Below are 16,787 nucleotides of genomic sequence, written 5' to 3' on the forward strand. Positions count from 1 at the left end.
CTGGCCATCCTTTTCGGGATGTCGGGAATTCCCCTGATTGCCCAGGCGGAGACCCTGTTCAACTTCGTCCGGCCGCTGGATGCGGTGCAGGTGACCACCCAGGACGCCAACCTGCCGAGCGTGACCGCTGAAACCACCGCGAATGGCGAAGTCCTGCGCCGTCTCACTTTCAATGCAGCGGAGAAGCCCAGCCTGCGCCTGACCCCGCAGAGCGGTACCTGGGACTGGACCAAGGCCGAGGCGATGAGCCTGCGCATCCAGAGTGCGCAGGACTGGGCAATTACCTTGGACGTGGCCATCGAAAGCACCGATGGCAAGGTTCTGACCACCCAGGTAGCGCTGCCGGCCGGACCGGCGCAAACCTTGCTCGTCCCCCTTTCCGCAACATCACCCAATGCCCACGGAATGAGAGCGGCGCCGCCGGTACCCTGGACCGCCGATGGCAAGCGCTGGCTGCCGGCGACACTGGTCAACGGCGAGATCGACCGCAGCAAGGTCGCCTCTGTGACGCTTTCCCTGAGCCAGCCGACTGCCGCCCAGAACGTGCTGCTCGGTCGTTTCGGAACTGAAGAGAAAGATCAGCAAGAAGCCTTCTACGACGGCCTGATGGACGCCTACGGCCAGTACACCCGCGCTGATTGGCCGGGTAAGGTGAAGAATGACGAGCAGCTGAAGAAGGCCGCCGGGGACGAAGTGAAACAGCTTGCCGACTGGACGGCCAAGTTGCCGCAGCAGGACACCTACGGTGGCTGGCTGGGTGGTGAAACCTTCGAAGCCAGCGGCTTCTTCCGTACCGAGAAGCGTAATGGTCGCTGGTTCCTGGTCACCCCGGAAGGCCATCCGTTCTTCTCGCTGGGCGTCAACGCGGTGACTCCGGGGTTGAGCCAGACCTACGTCGAGGGCCGGGAAGCCATGTTCAAGGCACTGCCGAAGGACAACGAGCCACTGGCCGGCCATTTCGGCAAAGGCGACGACCGTGCCGAAACCGACGCCAACAAGGGGCGCGAATTCAACCAGGGCCGCTGGTACGACTTCTACGGCGCCAACATCGAGCGCACCTACGGCGGGAATGATCCGCAGCGCTGGGTTCGCCACAGCCTGGATCGTCTCAAGGCGTGGGGCTTCAATACCGTCGGCAACTGGAGCGACCCGGCCTTCAACAACAGTCAGCGCATGCCCTACACGCTGCCTCTGTCCATTCACGGTGACTACGCCACCATCAAGACGGGCTTCGACTGGTGGGGCGGCATGCCCGACCCCTTCGACCCTCGATTTGCGATGGCGGCGGAGCGCGCTATCGCCATTGCCGCCCGCGACCATCGCGACGATCCCTGGCTGCTCGGCTTCTTCGCCGATAACGAACTTGCCTGGGGCGGCCACAGCGAAGACCCTAGGGCCCGTTACGCGCTGGCCTACGGCACCCTGCGCCTGACGACCGACGTGCCTGCCAAGCGCGCTTTCCTCAAGCAGCTGCGCGACAAGTACCGTAACCAGCAGGGCCTCTCGAAAGCCTGGGGCATCGATTTGCAAGCCTGGGAGCTGATGGAAGACCCGGGCTTCGAACCTCCGCTGCCGAATCCGGAGCACCCGGCCATCGAGGAAGACTTCCAGCGCTTCCAGCGCTTCTTTGCAGACACCTATTTCAAAACCATCGCCGACTCCATGAAGTGGCATGCGCCAAACCATATGCTGCTAGGTGGTCGTTTCGCCGCAACCGTGCCCGAGGCCATCGAGTCCTGCGCGCAGTACTGCGACGTGATCAGCTTCAACCGTTACACCCGTGAGCCGCAGCACGGCCTGGACATGGATTTGCTGCGTCGCCTCGACAAGCCCCTGATGCTCACCGAATTCCACTTCGGCTCCCGTGACCGCGGTCCGTTCTGGGGTGGCGTCTCCGAGGTCTACAAGGAAGAAGAGCGCGGTCCGGCTTACGCCGCTTATCTCAAGAAGGCAGCCGAGGAGCCGCTGATCGTCGGCGCCCACTGGTTCCAGTACCTCGACCAGCCCGCCACTGGCCGTCTGCTGGACGGCGAGAACGGCCACCTGGGACTGGTCGGCATCACTGACCGCCCATGGCAGGGCTTCGTCGAGGCCGTGCGCAAGGCGAACCTGGCGTTGGCCGCTGATATCAACAAGCCTGTGCAGCCCCAAGCTCCCTCGAAGGAGCAGCCCAAGACGCCGGTGAAGGAGCAGCCCAAGGAAGCGGCCAAGCCGACAGCGGCAGAAAAGCCCGTGGAGCCAGCCCAAGAGGCTGAACAACCGACTGCCGAACCGGCAGAACAGCCCAAGGCTGAGGAACCCGCCCAGCCGGCCGCTCCGAACCAGGAGGAAGCCGGGAAGCCCTGATGGGTGACCCGTCTTCGGCACGGTTCACAAGGGGCGGCAAGGCTGGAACAATGCCGCCTCCATTTTCTTTCAGGAGCATGCCGGTGCAGACCCAGGGCTATTTCGACTTGCGCTTCGAAGCGGCGAGAGACGCGTTCGCCGAACTCTTCGCTGATCCGCAGGAGCGCGGCGCCGCCCTTTGCGTGCAGGTCGGTGGCGAGACGGTGCTCGATCTCTGGGCCGGCGTGGCCGACAAGGATGGCCAGCAGGCCTGGCACAGCGACACTATCCTCAACCTGTTTTCCTGCACCAAGACCTTCGCCTCCGTAACGCTGTTGCAGCTGGTGGGGGAGGGCAAACTGGAACTGGACGCCCCCGTGGCGCGCTACTGGCCTGAGTTCGCTGCAGCAGGAAAGGAGCGAATTAGCGTTCGCCAACTGCTTTGTCACCGCGCCGGCCTGCCCGCGATTCGCGCCTTGTTACCGGCCGAGGCCCTCTACGATTGGGAAGCGATGACGTCGGCCCTGGCTGCTGAAGAGCCTTGGTGGACACCCGGGGAGGCTCATGGCTATGCGCCTATCACCTACGGCTGGCTGATTGGCGAGCTGATTCGCCGAGCCGATGGCCGGGGACCGGGCGAGTCCATCGCTGCCCGCATCGCCCAACCTCTGGGGCTGGATTTTCATGTGGGCCTGGCGGATGAGGAGTTCCATCGCGTCGCCCATATCGCACGTGCCAAGGGCAACATGGGGGATGCCGCGGCGCAGCGGCTGCTCAAGAGCATGATGACCGAGCCGACGTCGGTCAGTACCCGCTCGTTCACCAATCCGCCGTCGATCATGACCAGCACGAACAAGCCGGAATGGCGTCGCATGCAGCAGCCTGCGGCCAATGGCCACGGCAACGCGCGCAGCGTGGCGGGTTTCTATGCCGCCTTGCTGGACGGCGAGCTGCTGGACTCGGAGCTGCTCGCCGAACTGACCCGTGAACACGCCCAGGGCGAGGACCTCACCCTGCTGACCTCCACCCGCTTCGGCCTCGGCTGCATGCTCGATCAACCGGACGTAACAAATGCCACCTATGGCATGGGCCGTTACGCCTTCGGCCATCCCGGCGCAGGCGGCTCCACCGGCTTTGCCGACCCGGAGCGCGAACTGGCCTTCGGCTTCGTCACCAACACCCTCGGCCCCTATGTGCTGATGGACCCGCGAGCGCAAAAACTGGCACGCGTGGTCAAAGACTGCCTGGGCTGAGCCACTCGTCAGATACCCTGTTTATTTCTTTGCTGATTAAAGGCTTGGCGCGAAAATTTAAGCTCGATTGAGAGATTAAAACGCCATCAGCTGATGCTGGCGAGCGGCCTTCAGCGACTACGGAATCCTGCCCCATGAAGCTGTTAAAGATTTCCACCCTGATCCTCTGTGTGTCTGCCTCCGGCTGCAGCATGCTTGGCCAGCAGAAGGCCGAGGCGCCTGTTGCCAAACCCGAGAAGACCGTCTCCGCCAGCAAGGGCTGGTGGCCCTTTGGTGGTGACGAAAAGGCCAAGCAAACCAAGGTTGCCAAGGTGGATACCAAGGCGACCCAGGCTTGGCTCGATCAGTACGAGCCGCGCCTGCGCGAGGCGGTGAAGGGCAGCAAGCTGGAATTGGAGCGTCGTGAGAACGTGCTGGTGGTGACCCTGCCGGTCGACCCGTCCTACAACCCGGATCGCCCGAGCATGCTGCTGCCTGTCACCCTTGGCCCCATTACCAGAGTGGCGAAGCTGGTGGAAGGCGATCCCAAGACCGCGGTGCTGGTCCTGGGCCATGCAGATAGCTCCGGCAAGGACGAAATCAACCGCAAGCTCAGCCAGGAGCGCGCCCAGTCCGTTGCGGCGATCTTCCGCCTGAGCGGCCTGCAGCGTGATCGCCTGTCCCTGAAGGGGCTGGGCTCGGATATGCCGCGCGCCGCCAACGACAGCCAGCAGGGCCGTTCCCTCAACCGCCGTGTCGAGATGATCCTGACGCCGCAGGAAACCCTGGTTGCGCTAATAGCCCAGTACAACAAGCCGGCCAAGCCGGAGCCGCTGGACAAGGCCAAGAAGGTGGTTGCGGCAGATCAAACCGAATAGGCCTGGCTTGGGTAAGCTATTGGTTTTCCGAACACAGGACTGCCAATCATGACCCAGACCCTGGCCGATATGCGCCGTGACTATGCCCGTGACGGGCTCAGCGAGGAACAGGCTCCCGCAGAGCCCTTCAGCCTGTTCCAGAGCTGGTTCGGCGATGCGGTGAAGACCGAGCAACTACCGGTCGAGCCCAACGCCATGACCCTCGCTACGGTCGACACCGAAGGCCGTCCCCATTGCCGGGTCCTACTGCTCAAGGGACTGGATGAGCGCGGATTCACTTTCTTCAGCAACTACGACAGTGCGAAGGGCGATCAACTGTCGGCCAATCCATTCGCCGCCATGACCTTCTTCTGGCCCGCCCTGGAGCGCCAGGTACGAATCGAGGGCAAGGTGGAGCGGGTGAGCCCGGCCGAGTCCGACGCCTACTACCAGGTTCGTCCGCTGGGTAGCCGCCTGGGTGCCTGGGCATCGCCACAGAGCCGGGTGATCCGCGATCGCGCGGAGCTCGAAGCGCTGCTGGCGAATACCGAACAGCGATTCCTCGATAACGCACCCAGCTGCCCTCCGCACTGGGGCGGCTATCGCTTGCTGCCCGAGCGGATCGAGTTCTGGCAGGGGCGCCCGAGCCGTCTGCATGACCGCCTCAATTACCGACTCGTGGATAGCGCCTGGGTTCGCGAGCGCCTGGCACCCTGACTTTCCCGAGAGAAGGCGCGAGGCCATCGACCACTCGCGCCCGAATCCACTTTACCGCCTGGAAACGGTTGAGCCGTCCGGCCTTGATTGGCGGCTTTCCGGCGTTGAATTCGACGTAGCGGCAGATGTGACAACCCGCTATGCGGGGCCTGTGGCGCCACTCATGTTTCCGGCCTGAAGAAGGATGCCAATCCCACGTAGGTGGAATCGCTCGACGCGGCGCCAGGGGCATTACGCGCAGCGGATCGCCGCTTGCTAGGGCCGAGACCATGGCCTGCACCTGCGCGCAGGTGCAGGCCAGCGGCCTGGGGTTTGCCGCGCGGGCCTTTCTCGGTGCCCGCTTCCGCTCCGTAGTCGAGTTGGTGGCGGAAGTTCGCCTCGACCCCCAGAGCTTGCATGGCAAGACGCCCGCTGGGCGCGGTGCGTAGCTCGATATCACCCGGCTATAGGAGCTCCCCGCTAACCGCCCTCAGGCGGTGTAACGCTGCGCCGCCCGCTCAAGCCACACCTGCAGGTCCTTGCGTCTGACGCCTTGGGCGCGGGCGGCCTGCAACTGCTCCAACATGAAGGCTTGCTTGTCCTTGTCGCCCCCGGCCAGGGACAACGCGAGGTCGCGATCAATCCAGCGCTTGATGCGAACGTACAGCCACCAGTGAAAGTAGAGGCCGGCGATGGTGGTGATCGCGATGATGAAGTAGTCCATGGGCTAACCTTGAGTGACAGGGAGCTTGTGGGAAATTTCCTTTGAAACTGTCAGAAAGCTGAATTCAGGCTGAACGATACCTGAGTAGTCAGCCCGCTCTGGTGACAGCCTCCGCGGCGCGGAGTCTAATGGACAAGTAATTAATTCTGGAGGAATTGCTATGCGTAAACCCTATCTGCTGGTTGCCTCTTTCACGGCAGTGGCACTGGCGCTGGGTGGCTGTCAGTCGAGCCTGACCGGAGACACCTATTCCCGTGACGAAGCTCGACAAGTGCAGACCGTGCGCATGGGCACCATCGAATCCCTGCGACCGGTGAAGATCGAGGGCACCAAGACGCCGATCGGCGCCGGTGCCGGGGCTGTTGTCGGCGGCATTGGCGGCAGCACCATCGGTTCCGGTCGCGGCAGTGCAGTCGCAGCCGTGATTGGCGCAGTTGCAGGCGGTCTGCTGGGTGCGGCTGCCGAAGAGGGCGTTACCCGTACCCAGGGCGTCGAAATCACTGTACGTGAAGACGATGGTTCGATGCGCGCCTACGTCCAGGAAGTCCAACCCAATGAAGTCTTCCGCGTGGGCGAGCGTGTGCGCATCACGACGGTCAACGGCACCAGCCGCGTCGCACACTGAGGCTAAGCTGTCCCAATCGGGACAGCTTGCTGTTTCCCTCCCCGCTTCCACGTATGTCGGCGATAGCGTCATGGCGCTATCGCCGTTTGGAGTGGACGTTCTCCGCAGTTGCTAGCGTTTTGAAATAATTCAATCTATCGCGATGAATCGATAGTAATGGATAATCGCTGGGTTTTTTTCTTGCCATTTCCGTTACTTGGAGGAAGTTGGCGCTGACCTAGGGGAGATATGGATGATTCTGGCGCTCATTGTCGCGCTGCCCTTTCTCGGGGCACTTCTTCCGCCGCTGGCCGAGCGCCTTGGCCGTTCCGTTTGCGCGGCCGTCACCGCATTGTTGCCGCTGACCGGCCTCGTTCTCCTGTTGTCCCAGACCGATAGCGTCTTTGCCGGGCACACCCTCAACTTCGTCCAGCCCTGGCTACCGGGCTTCGGCCTCAGCTTCAACCTTCGACTGGATGGCCTGGGCTACCTGTTCGCCCTATTGATTCTCGGCATCGGCCTGTTGGTGATCCTTTACGCCCGCTACTACCTGTCGAAGGAAGAGCCCATGGGGCGCTTCTTTGCTTTCCTGCTGCTGTTCATGGGCGCGATGCTGGGCGTCGTGATGTCCGAGAATCTGCTGCTGATGCTGGTGTTCTGGGAGCTGACCAGCCTGTCTTCGTTCCTGCTCATCGGCTTCTGGGGTTATCGCTCCGATGCGCGCAAGGGAGCACGGATGGCGCTGGCGGTTACCGGTGGCGGTGGCTTGGCGTTGTTCGCCGGGATATTGCTGGTAGGGCATATCGCCGGTAGCTTCGAGCTGACCCAGGTGCTTGCCGCAGGCGAGCAGATCCGCGCCCACAGCCTCTATCCGGTGGCGCTGGTGTTGGTGCTGCTGGGTGCATTCACCAAGTCCGCGCAGTTCCCGTTCCATTTCTGGCTGCCCCACGCCATGGCCGCGCCGACCCCGGTGTCCGCCTACCTGCACTCGGCCACCATGGTGAAGGCCGGGGTGTTCCTGCTGGCGCGGCTGTATCCGGCCTTGTCCGGTTCCGACCTCTGGTTCTACCTGGTCAGCCTGAGTGGCCTGGCGACGTTGCTGTTCGGTGCCGGCATGGCGTTGTTCCAACATGATCTCAAGGGACTGCTGGCTTACTCGACCATCAGCCATCTCGGCTTGATCACGTTGCTGTTCGGCCTCGATTCGCAGCTTTCCAACGTTGCCGCAGTGTTCCACATCATCAACCACGCCACGTTCAAGGCTTCGCTTTTCATGGCCGCGGGAATCATCGACCACGAAACCGGCAGCCGCGACATGCGCCTGATCAACGGGCTGTGGCGGTACATGCCGCATACCGCGGTGCTGGCGATGGTGGCCTCTCTTGCCATGGCCGGCGTGCCCTTGCTGAACGGTTTCCTCAGCAAGGAGATGTTCTTCGGTGAGACGTTGCAGCAGGACCTGTTGGGTAGCTTCAGCTGGGTAGTGCCGGCGGCGGCGACCCTCGCCGGGGTCTTCTCGGTCGCCTATTCGCTGCGTTTCGTCCACGACGTCTTCTTCAATGGCGAGCCTGCTGTCCTGCCCAAGTTCCCGCCTCACGAGCCGCCGCGCTACATGAAGGTGCCGGTGGAGATCCTCGTATCCCTCTGCCTGCTGGTGGGCATGCTGCCGGGCATCACGGTCGCGCCTCTGCTCGCTACTGCAGCCTCGGCCAGCCTGGGGGGCACTTTGCCGGAATATGACCTGGCGATCTGGCATGGCTTCAACCTGCCGCTGGCCATGAGCCTGGTCGCGCTGGTGGGCGGCGTGCTGGTCTATGTACTGCGCAAGCCGCTGTTCCGCTGGTACGCCGACCTGCCCGATACCGATGCCAAAGAAGTGTTCGAGCAGCAAGTGCAGCGCTGTGTCGTGGCCGCCCGCTGGATCACCGGCCACCTGGAGAACGGCTCCCTGCAACGTTACCTGTCGCTGCTGCTGGGCGCTGCAATGGTGATGGTGGCGCTGTCTCTCGCGCCCTTGCCGCAGATCGCTGGCGAACGTCCGCTGACACCATTGGACGGCATCACCGCCCTGGGTTTGGTGGTGCTGGCGTTGTCTGGTGTGTTGACGGCGATATTCCATCGCCAGCGGCTGATCGCGCTGATGATCCTCGGTGTGGCCGGCTTGCTGGTAGCACTGGCATTCGCCCGGTTCTCCGCACCTGACCTGGCGCTCACCCAACTGGTGGTGGAAGTGGTGACCCTGGTCCTGCTGATGCTGGCGCTCTACTACCTGCCGTCTCGTACGCCGGGGGAAAGCTCCAGCCTGCGTGGACTGCGCGATTTCATCCTGGCCTGTGCGGTAGGCGTGATGGTGGCGTTGCTGGCCTATGCCGTGCTGACCCGTCCATACGAAGGCATCGCCGATTTCTTCCTCGCCAATAGCGTATCCGGGGGCGGCGGCACCAACGTGGTCAACGTGATACTGGTGGACTTCCGTGGCTTCGACACCCTGGGCGAAATCACCGTCCTGACGATTGCCGCCGTGGGTATCTTCGCCATGCTCTCGGGACTGCGCCTGGAAAATCCGACCTGCGACCCCCAGGGGCGCAACTGGGCCGGTGCCAAGCACCCGCTGATTCTCGAAACCCTCTCGCGCCTGATGCTTCCCCTGGCCCTGCTGATTTCGGTGTTCATCTTCCTGCGCGGGCATAACCTGCCGGGTGGCGGATTCATAGCCGGCCTGGTCACCGCGGTGGCCCTGGTGCTGCAGTACATCGCCAGTGGAATTGCCTGGGTGGAACAACGCCTGCCGTTGAATTACCAGCGCATGGCGGGTGCCGGGGTGCTCATTGCTGGACTCACTGGCCTCGGTAGCTGGGCCTTTGGCCGCAACTTCCTCACCTCGGCTTTCGGCCATTTCGAGCTGCCGCTGGTGGGGGAATTCGAGCTGGCCACCGCCATGCTGTTCGACCTCGGCGTCTATCTGGCCGTGGTTGGCTCGACGCTGCTGGTACTGGTCAACCTCGGACGGCTGAGCCTGTCCCCGCCTGCGATCAAGGAGATTCATTGATGGAGGCGCTGTTCGCCGTAACCCTCGGCCTGTTGACCGCCAGCGGCATCTACTTGTTGCTGCGCGGCCGGACTTTTCCGGTGGTACTTGGGCTGACCCTGCTGTCCTACGCAGTCAATCTGTTCCTCTTTGCCATGGGGCGTCTGGCCGGTGAAGCGGCGGTGCTCGGGCGCGACGTGCAGTTTGCCGACCCCGTGCCGCAGGCCCTGGTACTGACCGCCATCGTCATCGGCTTCGCCATGACCGCCTTCGTGGTGGTGCTGGCCCTGCGCGGCGTGGGTGATCTGAACAGCGATCATGTCGATGGCCACGCCGACGGGGAGTCGGCGCCATGATCCACCTGACGATACTGCCCGTCCTGATTCCGCTGTTCACCGGCGCGCTGCTGCTGGTGCTGCCGTCCAACGAGCGCCTCAAACGCAGCCTTTCGGTGCTCGCTACCCTGGCGCTGATACCGGTGGCGCTGTACCTGGTGCAGCAGGCTGGCGATGGCCAGTTGCGTGTCTATGCCCTGGGCAGCTGGCAGCCTCCCTTTGGCATTATCCTGATGCTGGACCGCCTTGCAGGGCTGATGCTGCTGGCGACCGCCGTACTGGCCAGCGCCGCCGTGCTCTATGCCGTGCGCGGCGATGATCGCATCGGTCTGCGCTTCCATGCGCTTTTCCAGTTCCAGTTGTTGGGAATCAACGGCGCCTTCCTCACGGGCGACCTGTTCAACCTCTTCGTGTTCTTCGAAATCCTGCTGATCGCGTCCTATGCGTTGCTGCTGCATGGCGGAGGTGGCGAGCGGGTCAAGGCGGGCATGCACTACGTGATCCTCAACCTCGCCGGTTCGGCGCTGTTCCTGATCGCAGTGGGCGCCCTCTACGGCATCACCGGTACCTTGAACATGGCCGACATGGCCCGCCAGGTGGCCGCAGCCGGACCGGAAAATGCCCCGGTGCTGGCCGCAGCCGGACTGGTGTTGCTGCTGGTGTTCGCCCTCAAGGCGGCACTGCTGCCGCTGTACTTCTGGCTGCCACGCGCCTATGCGGCGGCGAGTGCTCCGGTGGCCGCGCTCTTCGCGATCATGACCAAGGTGGGCATCTATTCCATCCTGCGGGTATACAGCCTGGTCTTCGGTCCCGAAGCCGGAGAGTTGGCCAACCTGGCGCAGCCCTGGCTCTGGCCGCTGGCCCTGGCGACGGTAATCCTCGGCGCTCTGGGCGCACTGGCGGCCACTACGTTGCAGGGCCTGCTGGCCTACCTGGTGGTGGTATCCGCCGGCACCCTGCTGGCAGCCATCGCCCTGGGTACCCCCGAAGCCCAGGGCGCTGCACTTTTCTATCTGCTGCACAGCACCTGGGTGGCCGGAGGCCTGTTCCTCCTCGCGGACCTGGTCAGCCGGCAGCGTGGGGAGAAGGCGGGCCACCTGGTGCAAGGACCGGCACTGCAGAACCCGAACATCCTTGGCGCGGCGTTCTTCCTCGGTGCCATTGCGGTGGCTGGTCTCCCGCCTCTGTCGGGCTTCTTCGCCAAGCTCCTGCTGCTCCAGGCAGTGCCGCCGGGCGCTGGTGCATTGCCGCTGTGGAGCGTGCTGCTGATCGGTGGCTTTGTCAGCCTCATCGCCCTGAGCCGCGCGGGCAGCACATTGTTCTGGCGCACTGGCCACCAGGTGCTCGGCAGCGCGGAGCTGGACGGTGGCCGATTGCTCGCCACCCTTTTGCTGTTGGCCGGCAGTCTGCTGCTGGTGGCGTTTGCCCAGCCACTGCTCGATTACGCCCAGGCCACAGCCATGCAGCTGCATGACCTGAACCTTTACCGCGCCATTCTCGAGGGGAGCGGAGCATGATTCGAAGAATCTTTCCTCACCCCGCCGAAAGCCTGCTGCTGCTGTTCGTCTGGTTGCTGCTGGTGGATTCCTTCGCCTTCGGCCACTGGCTGATGGGGGGCTTCCTCGGCTGGGCGATTCCGTTCTTCTTCCAGCCGCTGTTGATCGAGCGTCCGAAACGCTGGCACCCGCTCAAGTTGATGCGCTTCCTGCTGATGGTGGTGGGGGACGTGCTGGTGGCCAACTTCCAGGTGGCGCGCCTGACCCTCGGCCGTGTCGAAGCGCTGCGTCCCGCCTTCGTCGAGGTCCCCATCGAGCTGGACAACGAACTGGCCATCAGCGTGTTGGTGAGCGTGGTGTCGCTGACACCAGGTTCGCTGGCCGCTGACCTCAGCGCCGATCGCCGGACACTCCTCGTGCACGGCCTGGACGTCCCGGACAAAGCGGCCATGGTGGCCGAGATCAAGTCGCGCTACGAGGCGCCGCTGAAGGAGATCTTTCCATGCTCGGCCTAGTGATCCCCCTTTGCCTGGCCATGCTCGGCCTGGCGCTGCTGCTGACCCTGGCGCGACTCATCAAGGGGCCTTGCCTGCCGGACCGCGTGCTGGCGCTGGACACCCTCTACATCAACGCCATCGCCATGCTCGTGCTCTACGGCATCTGGAAGGGCAGCAACCTGTTCTTCGAGGTCGCACTGCTGATCGCCGTGCTCGGCTTCGTCAGCACCGTGGCGGTGGCCAAGTACATGCTGCGCGGAGACATCATCGAATGACCGGCGAACACTTGGCCCTCTGGTTGGAAATCCTCGTGTGTGCGCTGCTGATCCTTGGCAGTGCCTTCATGCTGATCGGCGCCATCGGCCTCTATCGCCTACCGGACTTCTTCATGCGCCTGCATGGCCCGACCAAGGCCACCACCCTGGGCGTGGGTGGCGTGGTGATGGCTTCGCTGGTGTTCTTTTCGGCCGATGCCGGCGGGATCAGCCTGCACGAGTTGCTGATCAGCCTGTTCCTCTTCATCAGCGCCCCGGTCAGCGCCTATATGCTGGCCAAGGCAGCGGTGCTGCAGCAGTTGCCGCTGGACCAGAAAACCCGCGGCAAGCCCTGGAACCAGTGAACGCAACAGTTTCTCCTGCCGGCTGTGCCTGTCTGGCCCCATGGACGGCCGTCTAGACTGGCGACTTTCTTCCGGAGGCGAAGCATGGCGCAACAAGGTCGACTGGTGGCGGTGGTCTGCCTGGTGCTGGCCATGGCGCTTTGGGGCAGCTCCTTCATCGCCCTCAAGCTGGCCTTCCAGGAGGTCGCCCCGCATTGGGTGATTTTCGCGCGTATGGCCTTGGGCAGCCTGATCTTCCTTGCCGCCTGGCGCTGGCGAGGCAACCTCGACTACCGGCCTGGCGACTGGAAATACCTGCTGGGCCTGGCCGCCTGCGAACCCTGCCTCTACTTCATTTTCGAAGCCCTGGCGCTGCAGCACACCAGCGCCTCCCAGGCCGGAATGATCACCGCGCTTCTACCGCTGCTGGTAGCGGTGGGTGCCTATGGCTTGCTACATGAACGGATCACTCGCGGCACCCTGGCTGGCTTCGTCCTCGCCGTGGTCGGCGCAGTCTGGCTCAGCCTGGCCAGCGACTCGGATAGCCATGCCCCGCAGCCGCTGCTGGGCAATTTCTACGAGTTCCTCGCCATGCTCTGTGCCACCGGCTATACGCTGCTGCTCAAGCACCTGTCATCGCGCTACTCGGCCTTTTTCCTGACCGCCATGCAGGCCTTCATCGGCAGCCTGTTCTTCCTGCCCCTGGCATGGGTCACTTCGCCCTTGCCGGAGTCCGTCAGCCCACTGGGCGTTGGCGCCATGATCTACCTCGGCACCGTAGTCACGGTGGGTGCCTATGGCCTCTACAACTTCGGCGTCTCGCGGTTGCCGGCGAGCCAAGCCACCGGCTTCATCAACCTGATACCGGTGTTCACCCTGGTATTTGCCTGGGGCTTGCTGGGTGAGCGGCTGACTTTCGTGCAACTGCTCGCTGCCAGCGTGGTGTTCGCGGGTGTTGCGCTGAGCCAGTGGAAGAGCGCATCTCCGGCTCCGGCCGGGGTGCTGGATTGATCGTTCTGAACAATGCCTTCGCCATTCGCCTGGCCACCGCTGATGACATCCCAGCCTTGTGCGACCTGATCCTCGCGCATGGTCCCAACCCGTGGAATCACCTGCCACCAGATGAGGTCCGCGCCCACTTGCGGGGCATCGCCGATGCATCCGTAGGAGCGATCCTGGCGGAAGGCGAGGGGAGTCTGGCGGGCTTCGTCAGCTTCTACCTGAGCCAGGACATCCAGGTCCATCAGCAAGCCGGAAGGCAGGATCAGCTCCAGGGCTATGTCTGTGAGGCCGTGGTGCATCGCGATCTGGCCGGGCGCGGGTTGGGCACGCGACTACTTTTGGCCGCCATGGAGAAACTGGCCGCGCTTGGGACTGTGGACATCTATATCCAGCGGCATGAGGAGAACCTCGCCTCGGCGGGCATGATGCGCAAGGCCGGCTTCCGCGAGGTGTCGACCTTCGACGATCCTGCCCGCCGGCCCAACGGTTCTCGCCGGACCACCCTCTGCCACTGGAGCTCGGGCGGCGCAGCTTTCTAAGGGTTCAGCCACGCCAGGACCACGTCCAGCATCCGGTTGGCGAAGGCCCATTCGTTGTCGTACCACGCCAGTACCTTCACCAGCTCCCCTTGCACGCGGGTGTGATTGAGGTCGACCACGCAGGACACCGGATAGCCATTGAAGTCGCTGGATACCAGCGGCAACGCGTTGCACTCCATCACGCCCGGCGGCAGGTTCTCCGCACCGGCTACGAGGGCCGCATTGAGGACTTCGCGGCTCGTCGGGCGTTCGGCGATGAACGTGAGATCCAGCAACGACACGTTCGGCGTTGGCACCCGAACCGCCAGGCCATCCAGGCGTCCTGCCAGCTCCGGCAGCACCAGGCCGATGGTCTTGGCCGCGCCAGTGCTGGTGGGAATCATCGAGAGAGCCGCAGCCCGTGCGCGATAGGGGTCGCTGTGGCTCTTGTCCAGCAGATGCTGGTCGTTGGTGTATGCATGCACCGTGGTCACCAGGCCGCTGCGAATCCCCACTTCGCGGTGCAGCAACATGGCCAACGGCGCCAGGCAGTTGGTGGTGCAGGAGGCATTGGAAACGATCTGCTGGCTGCCCAGCTGGTCATGGTTGACCCCGAACACCACGGTCAGGTCGGCGGTTTCGAGGGGGTGCGACAGCAACACTCGCGGCGCACCCGCGGTCAGGTGCTGCTCCACTTGGGCGCGCTTCTTCAGCTTCCCGGTGCATTCCAGCACCAGGTCCACGCCAAGCTGGTCCCAGGGCAGGTTGACCGGGTCACGCTCGCGCAGCAGGTGAATGATCTGGTTGTTCACCTGCAGGCGATCATCGCTCAGGTGAACATGGCCGGAGAAGCGGCCGAAGGTCGAGTCGAAACGGGTGAGGTGGGCCAGCGATTCGAAATCGCCGAGGTCATTGATGGCTTCGATGCGCAGGCGCTGGTCGAGACCCCGCTCGAACAGAGCACGAACGAGCGCGCGACCGATGCGCCCATATCCATTCAGGGCGATACGCAGCATGGTGTTCTCCTTCCTTTGATCCTTCCCTCAGCTTAGTGGTGAAGGACGAGGAAGGAGACCGCTGCCAATCGTCAGTTGTCGCGGGCGCCGCCGAAGGAGGCACAGCCACGTTGTGTCTTGCCGTCCAGGCGCAGCTCGGCGGTCAGGTGCTGCACCGCACCGTTCATGCTGTCGACACAGCGTTGGGGCGCTACCCAGAGCTCCAGGTGTTGGCCGTTGGCTTCGCTGGACAGGTTGAATCGGCCGTCCGGCAGTTGTTCTTCCATATAGGGAAGGGCCAGGGAAGGTTGGCCGGGACGGTCGAGAATCAGGCCCTTGCCACTGACGCTGATGCTCCAGTCCGGCTCATGGCCGCTGGCGCGCAGCAGCAGACGCTTGAAATTGAGGTCATCGCAGCCATGGCCTTCGCGCTGCAGGCGGTAGAGGGTCTTCAGGTTCAGCTGGCCGTCGGCGTCCGGCAGCTTCGTTGCGCCCATGCTGGCGCGAATATCAGCGAACAGGGTGCCGGGACCATCCGCCGAGAGGTTGGCGGCTTCAGGCAACAGCCCGGTGGCGCCACTGTCGACCAGCGCGAAGCGGCGTTTCTCGCCACAGGGGCTGAACATCACCTGCCCGGAGACTACGCTCAGCTCACCCTGCAGGCGCACCATGTTGGCGTCGGGAGCAGGGGCTTTGTCGGCGAACATCTGGCAAGCGCCGAACAGGGGCAAGAGGCTGAACAGCAAGGGGCGGGCGAAGCGCATAGTGGGTCTCCTTCAGGGAGCGGCAACGTTACCGGTGCGCAGCGTCCGGCTCAAGCGCGGAGAAGGCAGATGATCCAGTGCAAGCGAGTCTTTGATGCGGTGCAGTCCGGAGATGGCCAGCGGGTACTGGTGGATCGACTGTGGCCACGCGGATGCCGAAAGGAATCTTTGGCCCTGACCACCTGGCTGAAAGAGGTGGCGCCTTCAGACAGCCTGCGCAAACAGTTCTGCCATGATCCGGCGCTATTCGATGAGTTCCGCCTGCTATACCGCGCGGAATTGGCGGCCCATCCCGAGTACTGGCAGGGACTGCTGGAGATGGCCCGCAAAGGCGACCTGACCCTGCTCTACGCCGCCAGGGACGAGGTGCACAACAACGCCCGGGTGCTGGCGGATTTTCTCGAGGAAGAGCTTGAACGCAGCGGTCCACCTAGTTCGCCGGTGTGTTATGCCGGCGAACTTTAGGGGGGGTCAGCCCACGTGGTAGGTCTGCCCGGTTTGCGCACCTTCCGTGCTCTTGGCGTAGGCCAATGCCGCCTCGGCTGCCGGTACCGCCTTGTAGCCACGGAAGTAGGGTGCGTAGTCGGGCAGGGCCTCCTCGATCACGGTCGGGCTGACGCTGTTGATGCGCATGCCGCGCGGCATCTCCAGGGCGGCGCTGCGCACGAAGGCATCGATGGCGCCGTTGACCATGCTGGCGGATGCGCCGAAACGGATCGGGTCGTGGCTCAGCACCCCGGAGGTGAGTGTGAACGAGGCACCGTCGTTGGCGAACTCGCGGCCGATCAGCACCAGGTTCACCTGGCCCATCAGTTTGTCCTTCAGGCCGATGGCGAACTCGGCTTCACCCATTTCCGCCAGGGCGCCGAAATGCACCTTGCCGGCGGCGCTGATCAGGGCGTCGAAGGGGCCGACCTTCTCGAACAGGCGACGAATCGAAGCAACGTCGGTGATGTCGGCTTGCAGCTCACCGCTGTTGCGGCCGACGCGGATGATTTCGTGGCGCTCGGTGAGCTCCTGTTCGATGGCCTTGCCAATGGTGCCGCTGGCACCGACGAGAATGATTTTCATGGGACCGGATCCTGTGTGGAGGAATGAACGACAGGTCCAGTGTAG

Annotated in this window: 19 protein-coding genes; 15 read left to right on the forward strand and 4 right to left on the reverse strand. The window is 63.7% G+C overall.

Annotation, left to right across the window (positions count from 1 at the left end; translation table 11 throughout):
- Window positions 1-18 precede the first annotated feature (18 nt).
- From E8E75_RS18570 to E8E75_RS18590, 5 genes are all read left to right on the forward strand, one after another.
- Window positions 19-2,346, forward strand: a complete 2,328-nt coding sequence (locus E8E75_RS18570; RefSeq protein ID WP_256672573.1) for a beta-galactosidase — start codon at window positions 19-21, stop codon at window positions 2,344-2,346.
- Window positions 2,347-2,429: 83 nt separating this feature from the next.
- Window positions 2,430-3,578: a serine hydrolase domain-containing protein gene (locus E8E75_RS18575; RefSeq protein WP_280359638.1), complete on the forward strand. Its 1,149-nt coding sequence runs from the start codon at window positions 2,430-2,432 to the stop codon at window positions 3,576-3,578.
- A 191-nt stretch (window positions 3,579-3,769) separates the two neighbouring features.
- Window positions 3,770-4,435 carry an OmpA family protein gene (locus E8E75_RS18580; RefSeq protein ID WP_256672574.1) on the forward strand — a complete coding sequence of 222 codons (666 nt, stop codon included), beginning with the start codon at window positions 3,770-3,772 and terminating at the stop codon, window positions 4,433-4,435.
- Window positions 4,436-4,483: 48 nt separating this feature from the next.
- Window positions 4,484-5,131, forward strand: coding sequence for a pyridoxamine 5'-phosphate oxidase (pdxH, locus tag E8E75_RS18585; protein WP_153917295.1), 648 nt, complete (start codon window positions 4,484-4,486; stop codon window positions 5,129-5,131).
- Between the two features lie 269 nt (window positions 5,132-5,400).
- A complete protein-coding gene (locus E8E75_RS18590; protein WP_153917297.1) occupies window positions 5,401-5,559 on the forward strand; it encodes a hypothetical protein in 159 nt (52 codons plus the stop codon).
- A gap of 41 nt (window positions 5,560-5,600) precedes the next feature.
- Here E8E75_RS18590 and E8E75_RS18595 read toward each other — a convergent pair whose 3' ends face one another.
- Entirely contained in the window at window positions 5,601-5,834 is a 234-nt protein-coding gene (locus E8E75_RS18595) for a hypothetical protein (RefSeq protein WP_120649803.1), read from the reverse strand.
- Window positions 5,835-5,994: 160 nt separating this feature from the next.
- On the opposite strand from E8E75_RS18595, the gene E8E75_RS18600 reads away from it, so the two are divergent.
- The 9 genes from E8E75_RS18600 (at window position 5,995) to E8E75_RS18640 (ending at window position 13,933) form a co-directional block, all read left to right on the forward strand.
- Window positions 5,995-6,459 (forward strand): glycine zipper 2TM domain-containing protein, encoded by a 465-nt coding sequence (locus tag E8E75_RS18600; RefSeq protein ID WP_120649804.1) that lies wholly within the window; start codon window positions 5,995-5,997, stop codon window positions 6,457-6,459.
- Window positions 6,460-6,691: 232 nt separating this feature from the next.
- Complete coding sequence (locus tag E8E75_RS18605; protein ID WP_153917299.1) at window positions 6,692-9,487, forward strand: monovalent cation/H+ antiporter subunit A; 2,796 nt, start codon at window positions 6,692-6,694, stop codon at window positions 9,485-9,487.
- Window positions 9,487-9,822, forward strand: coding sequence for a Na+/H+ antiporter subunit C (locus E8E75_RS18610; RefSeq protein WP_153917301.1), 336 nt, complete (start codon window positions 9,487-9,489; stop codon window positions 9,820-9,822). The genes E8E75_RS18605 and E8E75_RS18610 overlap by 1 nt, the downstream gene beginning before the upstream one ends.
- Window positions 9,819-11,318, forward strand: coding sequence for a monovalent cation/H+ antiporter subunit D (locus tag E8E75_RS18615; protein WP_153917302.1), 1,500 nt, complete (start codon window positions 9,819-9,821; stop codon window positions 11,316-11,318). The genes E8E75_RS18610 and E8E75_RS18615 overlap by 4 nt, the downstream gene beginning before the upstream one ends.
- Window positions 11,315-11,812: a Na+/H+ antiporter subunit E gene (locus E8E75_RS18620; protein WP_120649808.1), complete on the forward strand. Its 498-nt coding sequence runs from the start codon at window positions 11,315-11,317 to the stop codon at window positions 11,810-11,812. The genes E8E75_RS18615 and E8E75_RS18620 overlap by 4 nt, the downstream gene beginning before the upstream one ends.
- Window positions 11,800-12,069, forward strand: a complete 270-nt coding sequence (locus E8E75_RS18625; protein WP_120649809.1) for a K+/H+ antiporter subunit F — start codon at window positions 11,800-11,802, stop codon at window positions 12,067-12,069. The genes E8E75_RS18620 and E8E75_RS18625 overlap by 13 nt, the downstream gene beginning before the upstream one ends.
- On the forward strand, window positions 12,066-12,413 hold the full coding sequence (locus E8E75_RS18630) for a Na+/H+ antiporter subunit G (RefSeq protein WP_120649810.1): 348 nt from the start codon (window positions 12,066-12,068) through the stop codon (window positions 12,411-12,413). The genes E8E75_RS18625 and E8E75_RS18630 overlap by 4 nt, the downstream gene beginning before the upstream one ends.
- Before the next feature lie 84 nt (window positions 12,414-12,497).
- Entirely contained in the window at window positions 12,498-13,403 is a 906-nt protein-coding gene (locus tag E8E75_RS18635) for a DMT family transporter (protein ID WP_153917304.1), read from the forward strand.
- Window positions 13,404-13,426: 23 nt separating this feature from the next.
- Window positions 13,427-13,933, forward strand: coding sequence for a GNAT family N-acetyltransferase (locus tag E8E75_RS18640; protein WP_280359639.1), 507 nt, complete (start codon window positions 13,427-13,429; stop codon window positions 13,931-13,933).
- Here E8E75_RS18640 and gap read toward each other — a convergent pair.
- On the reverse strand, window positions 13,930-14,928 hold the full coding sequence (gene gap / locus E8E75_RS18645) for a type I glyceraldehyde-3-phosphate dehydrogenase (protein ID WP_120649812.1): 999 nt from the start codon (window positions 14,926-14,928) through the stop codon (window positions 13,930-13,932). The genes E8E75_RS18640 and gap overlap by 4 nt on opposite strands.
- Window positions 14,929-14,999: 71 nt before the next feature.
- Window positions 15,000-15,671: a hypothetical protein gene (locus tag E8E75_RS18650; protein ID WP_153917306.1), complete on the reverse strand. Its 672-nt coding sequence runs from the start codon at window positions 15,669-15,671 to the stop codon at window positions 15,000-15,002.
- Between the two features lie 69 nt (window positions 15,672-15,740).
- Here E8E75_RS18650 and E8E75_RS18655 point away from each other — a divergent pair, with 69 nt between their 5' ends.
- Window positions 15,741-16,136, forward strand: a complete 396-nt coding sequence (locus E8E75_RS18655) for a DUF488 domain-containing protein (protein ID WP_120649814.1) — start codon at window positions 15,741-15,743, stop codon at window positions 16,134-16,136.
- 6 nt (window positions 16,137-16,142) lie between these two features.
- Here E8E75_RS18655 and E8E75_RS18660 read toward each other — a convergent pair whose 3' ends face one another.
- Window positions 16,143-16,742 (reverse strand): short chain dehydrogenase, encoded by a 600-nt coding sequence (locus E8E75_RS18660; protein ID WP_120649815.1) that lies wholly within the window; start codon window positions 16,740-16,742, stop codon window positions 16,143-16,145.
- Window positions 16,743-16,787 lie beyond the last annotated feature (45 nt).

The sequence above is a fragment of the Pseudomonas sp. BN606 genome (genome assembly GCF_029873115.1).
GTDB lineage: Bacteria > Pseudomonadota > Gammaproteobacteria > Pseudomonadales > Pseudomonadaceae > Metapseudomonas.

Coding starts and splice junctions, on each gene's coding strand:
- E8E75_RS18570 (WP_256672573.1), top strand. CDS start 19: ATGTCGGGAATTCCCCTGATTGCCCAGGCGGAGACCCTGTTCAACTTC.
- E8E75_RS18580 (WP_256672574.1), top strand. CDS start 3,770: ATGCTTGGCCAGCAGAAGGCCGAGGCGCCTGTTGCCAAACCCGAGAAG.
- pdxH (WP_153917295.1), top strand. CDS start 4,484: ATGACCCAGACCCTGGCCGATATGCGCCGTGACTATGCCCGTGACGGG.
- E8E75_RS18590 (WP_153917297.1), top strand. CDS start 5,401: ATGGCCTGCACCTGCGCGCAGGTGCAGGCCAGCGGCCTGGGGTTTGCC.
- E8E75_RS18595 (WP_120649803.1), bottom strand. CDS start 5,834: ATGGACTACTTCATCATCGCGATCACCACCATCGCCGGCCTCTACTTT.
- E8E75_RS18600 (WP_120649804.1), top strand. CDS start 5,995: ATGCGTAAACCCTATCTGCTGGTTGCCTCTTTCACGGCAGTGGCACTG.
- E8E75_RS18605 (WP_153917299.1), top strand. CDS start 6,692: ATGATTCTGGCGCTCATTGTCGCGCTGCCCTTTCTCGGGGCACTTCTT.
- E8E75_RS18610 (WP_153917301.1), top strand. CDS start 9,487: ATGGAGGCGCTGTTCGCCGTAACCCTCGGCCTGTTGACCGCCAGCGGC.
- E8E75_RS18615 (WP_153917302.1), top strand. CDS start 9,819: ATGATCCACCTGACGATACTGCCCGTCCTGATTCCGCTGTTCACCGGC.
- E8E75_RS18620 (WP_120649808.1), top strand. CDS start 11,315: ATGATTCGAAGAATCTTTCCTCACCCCGCCGAAAGCCTGCTGCTGCTG.
- E8E75_RS18625 (WP_120649809.1), top strand. CDS start 11,800: ATGCTCGGCCTAGTGATCCCCCTTTGCCTGGCCATGCTCGGCCTGGCG.
- E8E75_RS18630 (WP_120649810.1), top strand. CDS start 12,066: ATGACCGGCGAACACTTGGCCCTCTGGTTGGAAATCCTCGTGTGTGCG.
- E8E75_RS18635 (WP_153917304.1), top strand. CDS start 12,498: ATGGCGCAACAAGGTCGACTGGTGGCGGTGGTCTGCCTGGTGCTGGCC.
- gap (WP_120649812.1), bottom strand. CDS start 14,928: ATGCTGCGTATCGCCCTGAATGGATATGGGCGCATCGGTCGCGCGCTC.
- E8E75_RS18650 (WP_153917306.1), bottom strand. CDS start 15,671: ATGCGCTTCGCCCGCCCCTTGCTGTTCAGCCTCTTGCCCCTGTTCGGC.
- E8E75_RS18655 (WP_120649814.1), top strand. CDS start 15,741: ATGATCCAGTGCAAGCGAGTCTTTGATGCGGTGCAGTCCGGAGATGGC.
- E8E75_RS18660 (WP_120649815.1), bottom strand. CDS start 16,742: ATGAAAATCATTCTCGTCGGTGCCAGCGGCACCATTGGCAAGGCCATC.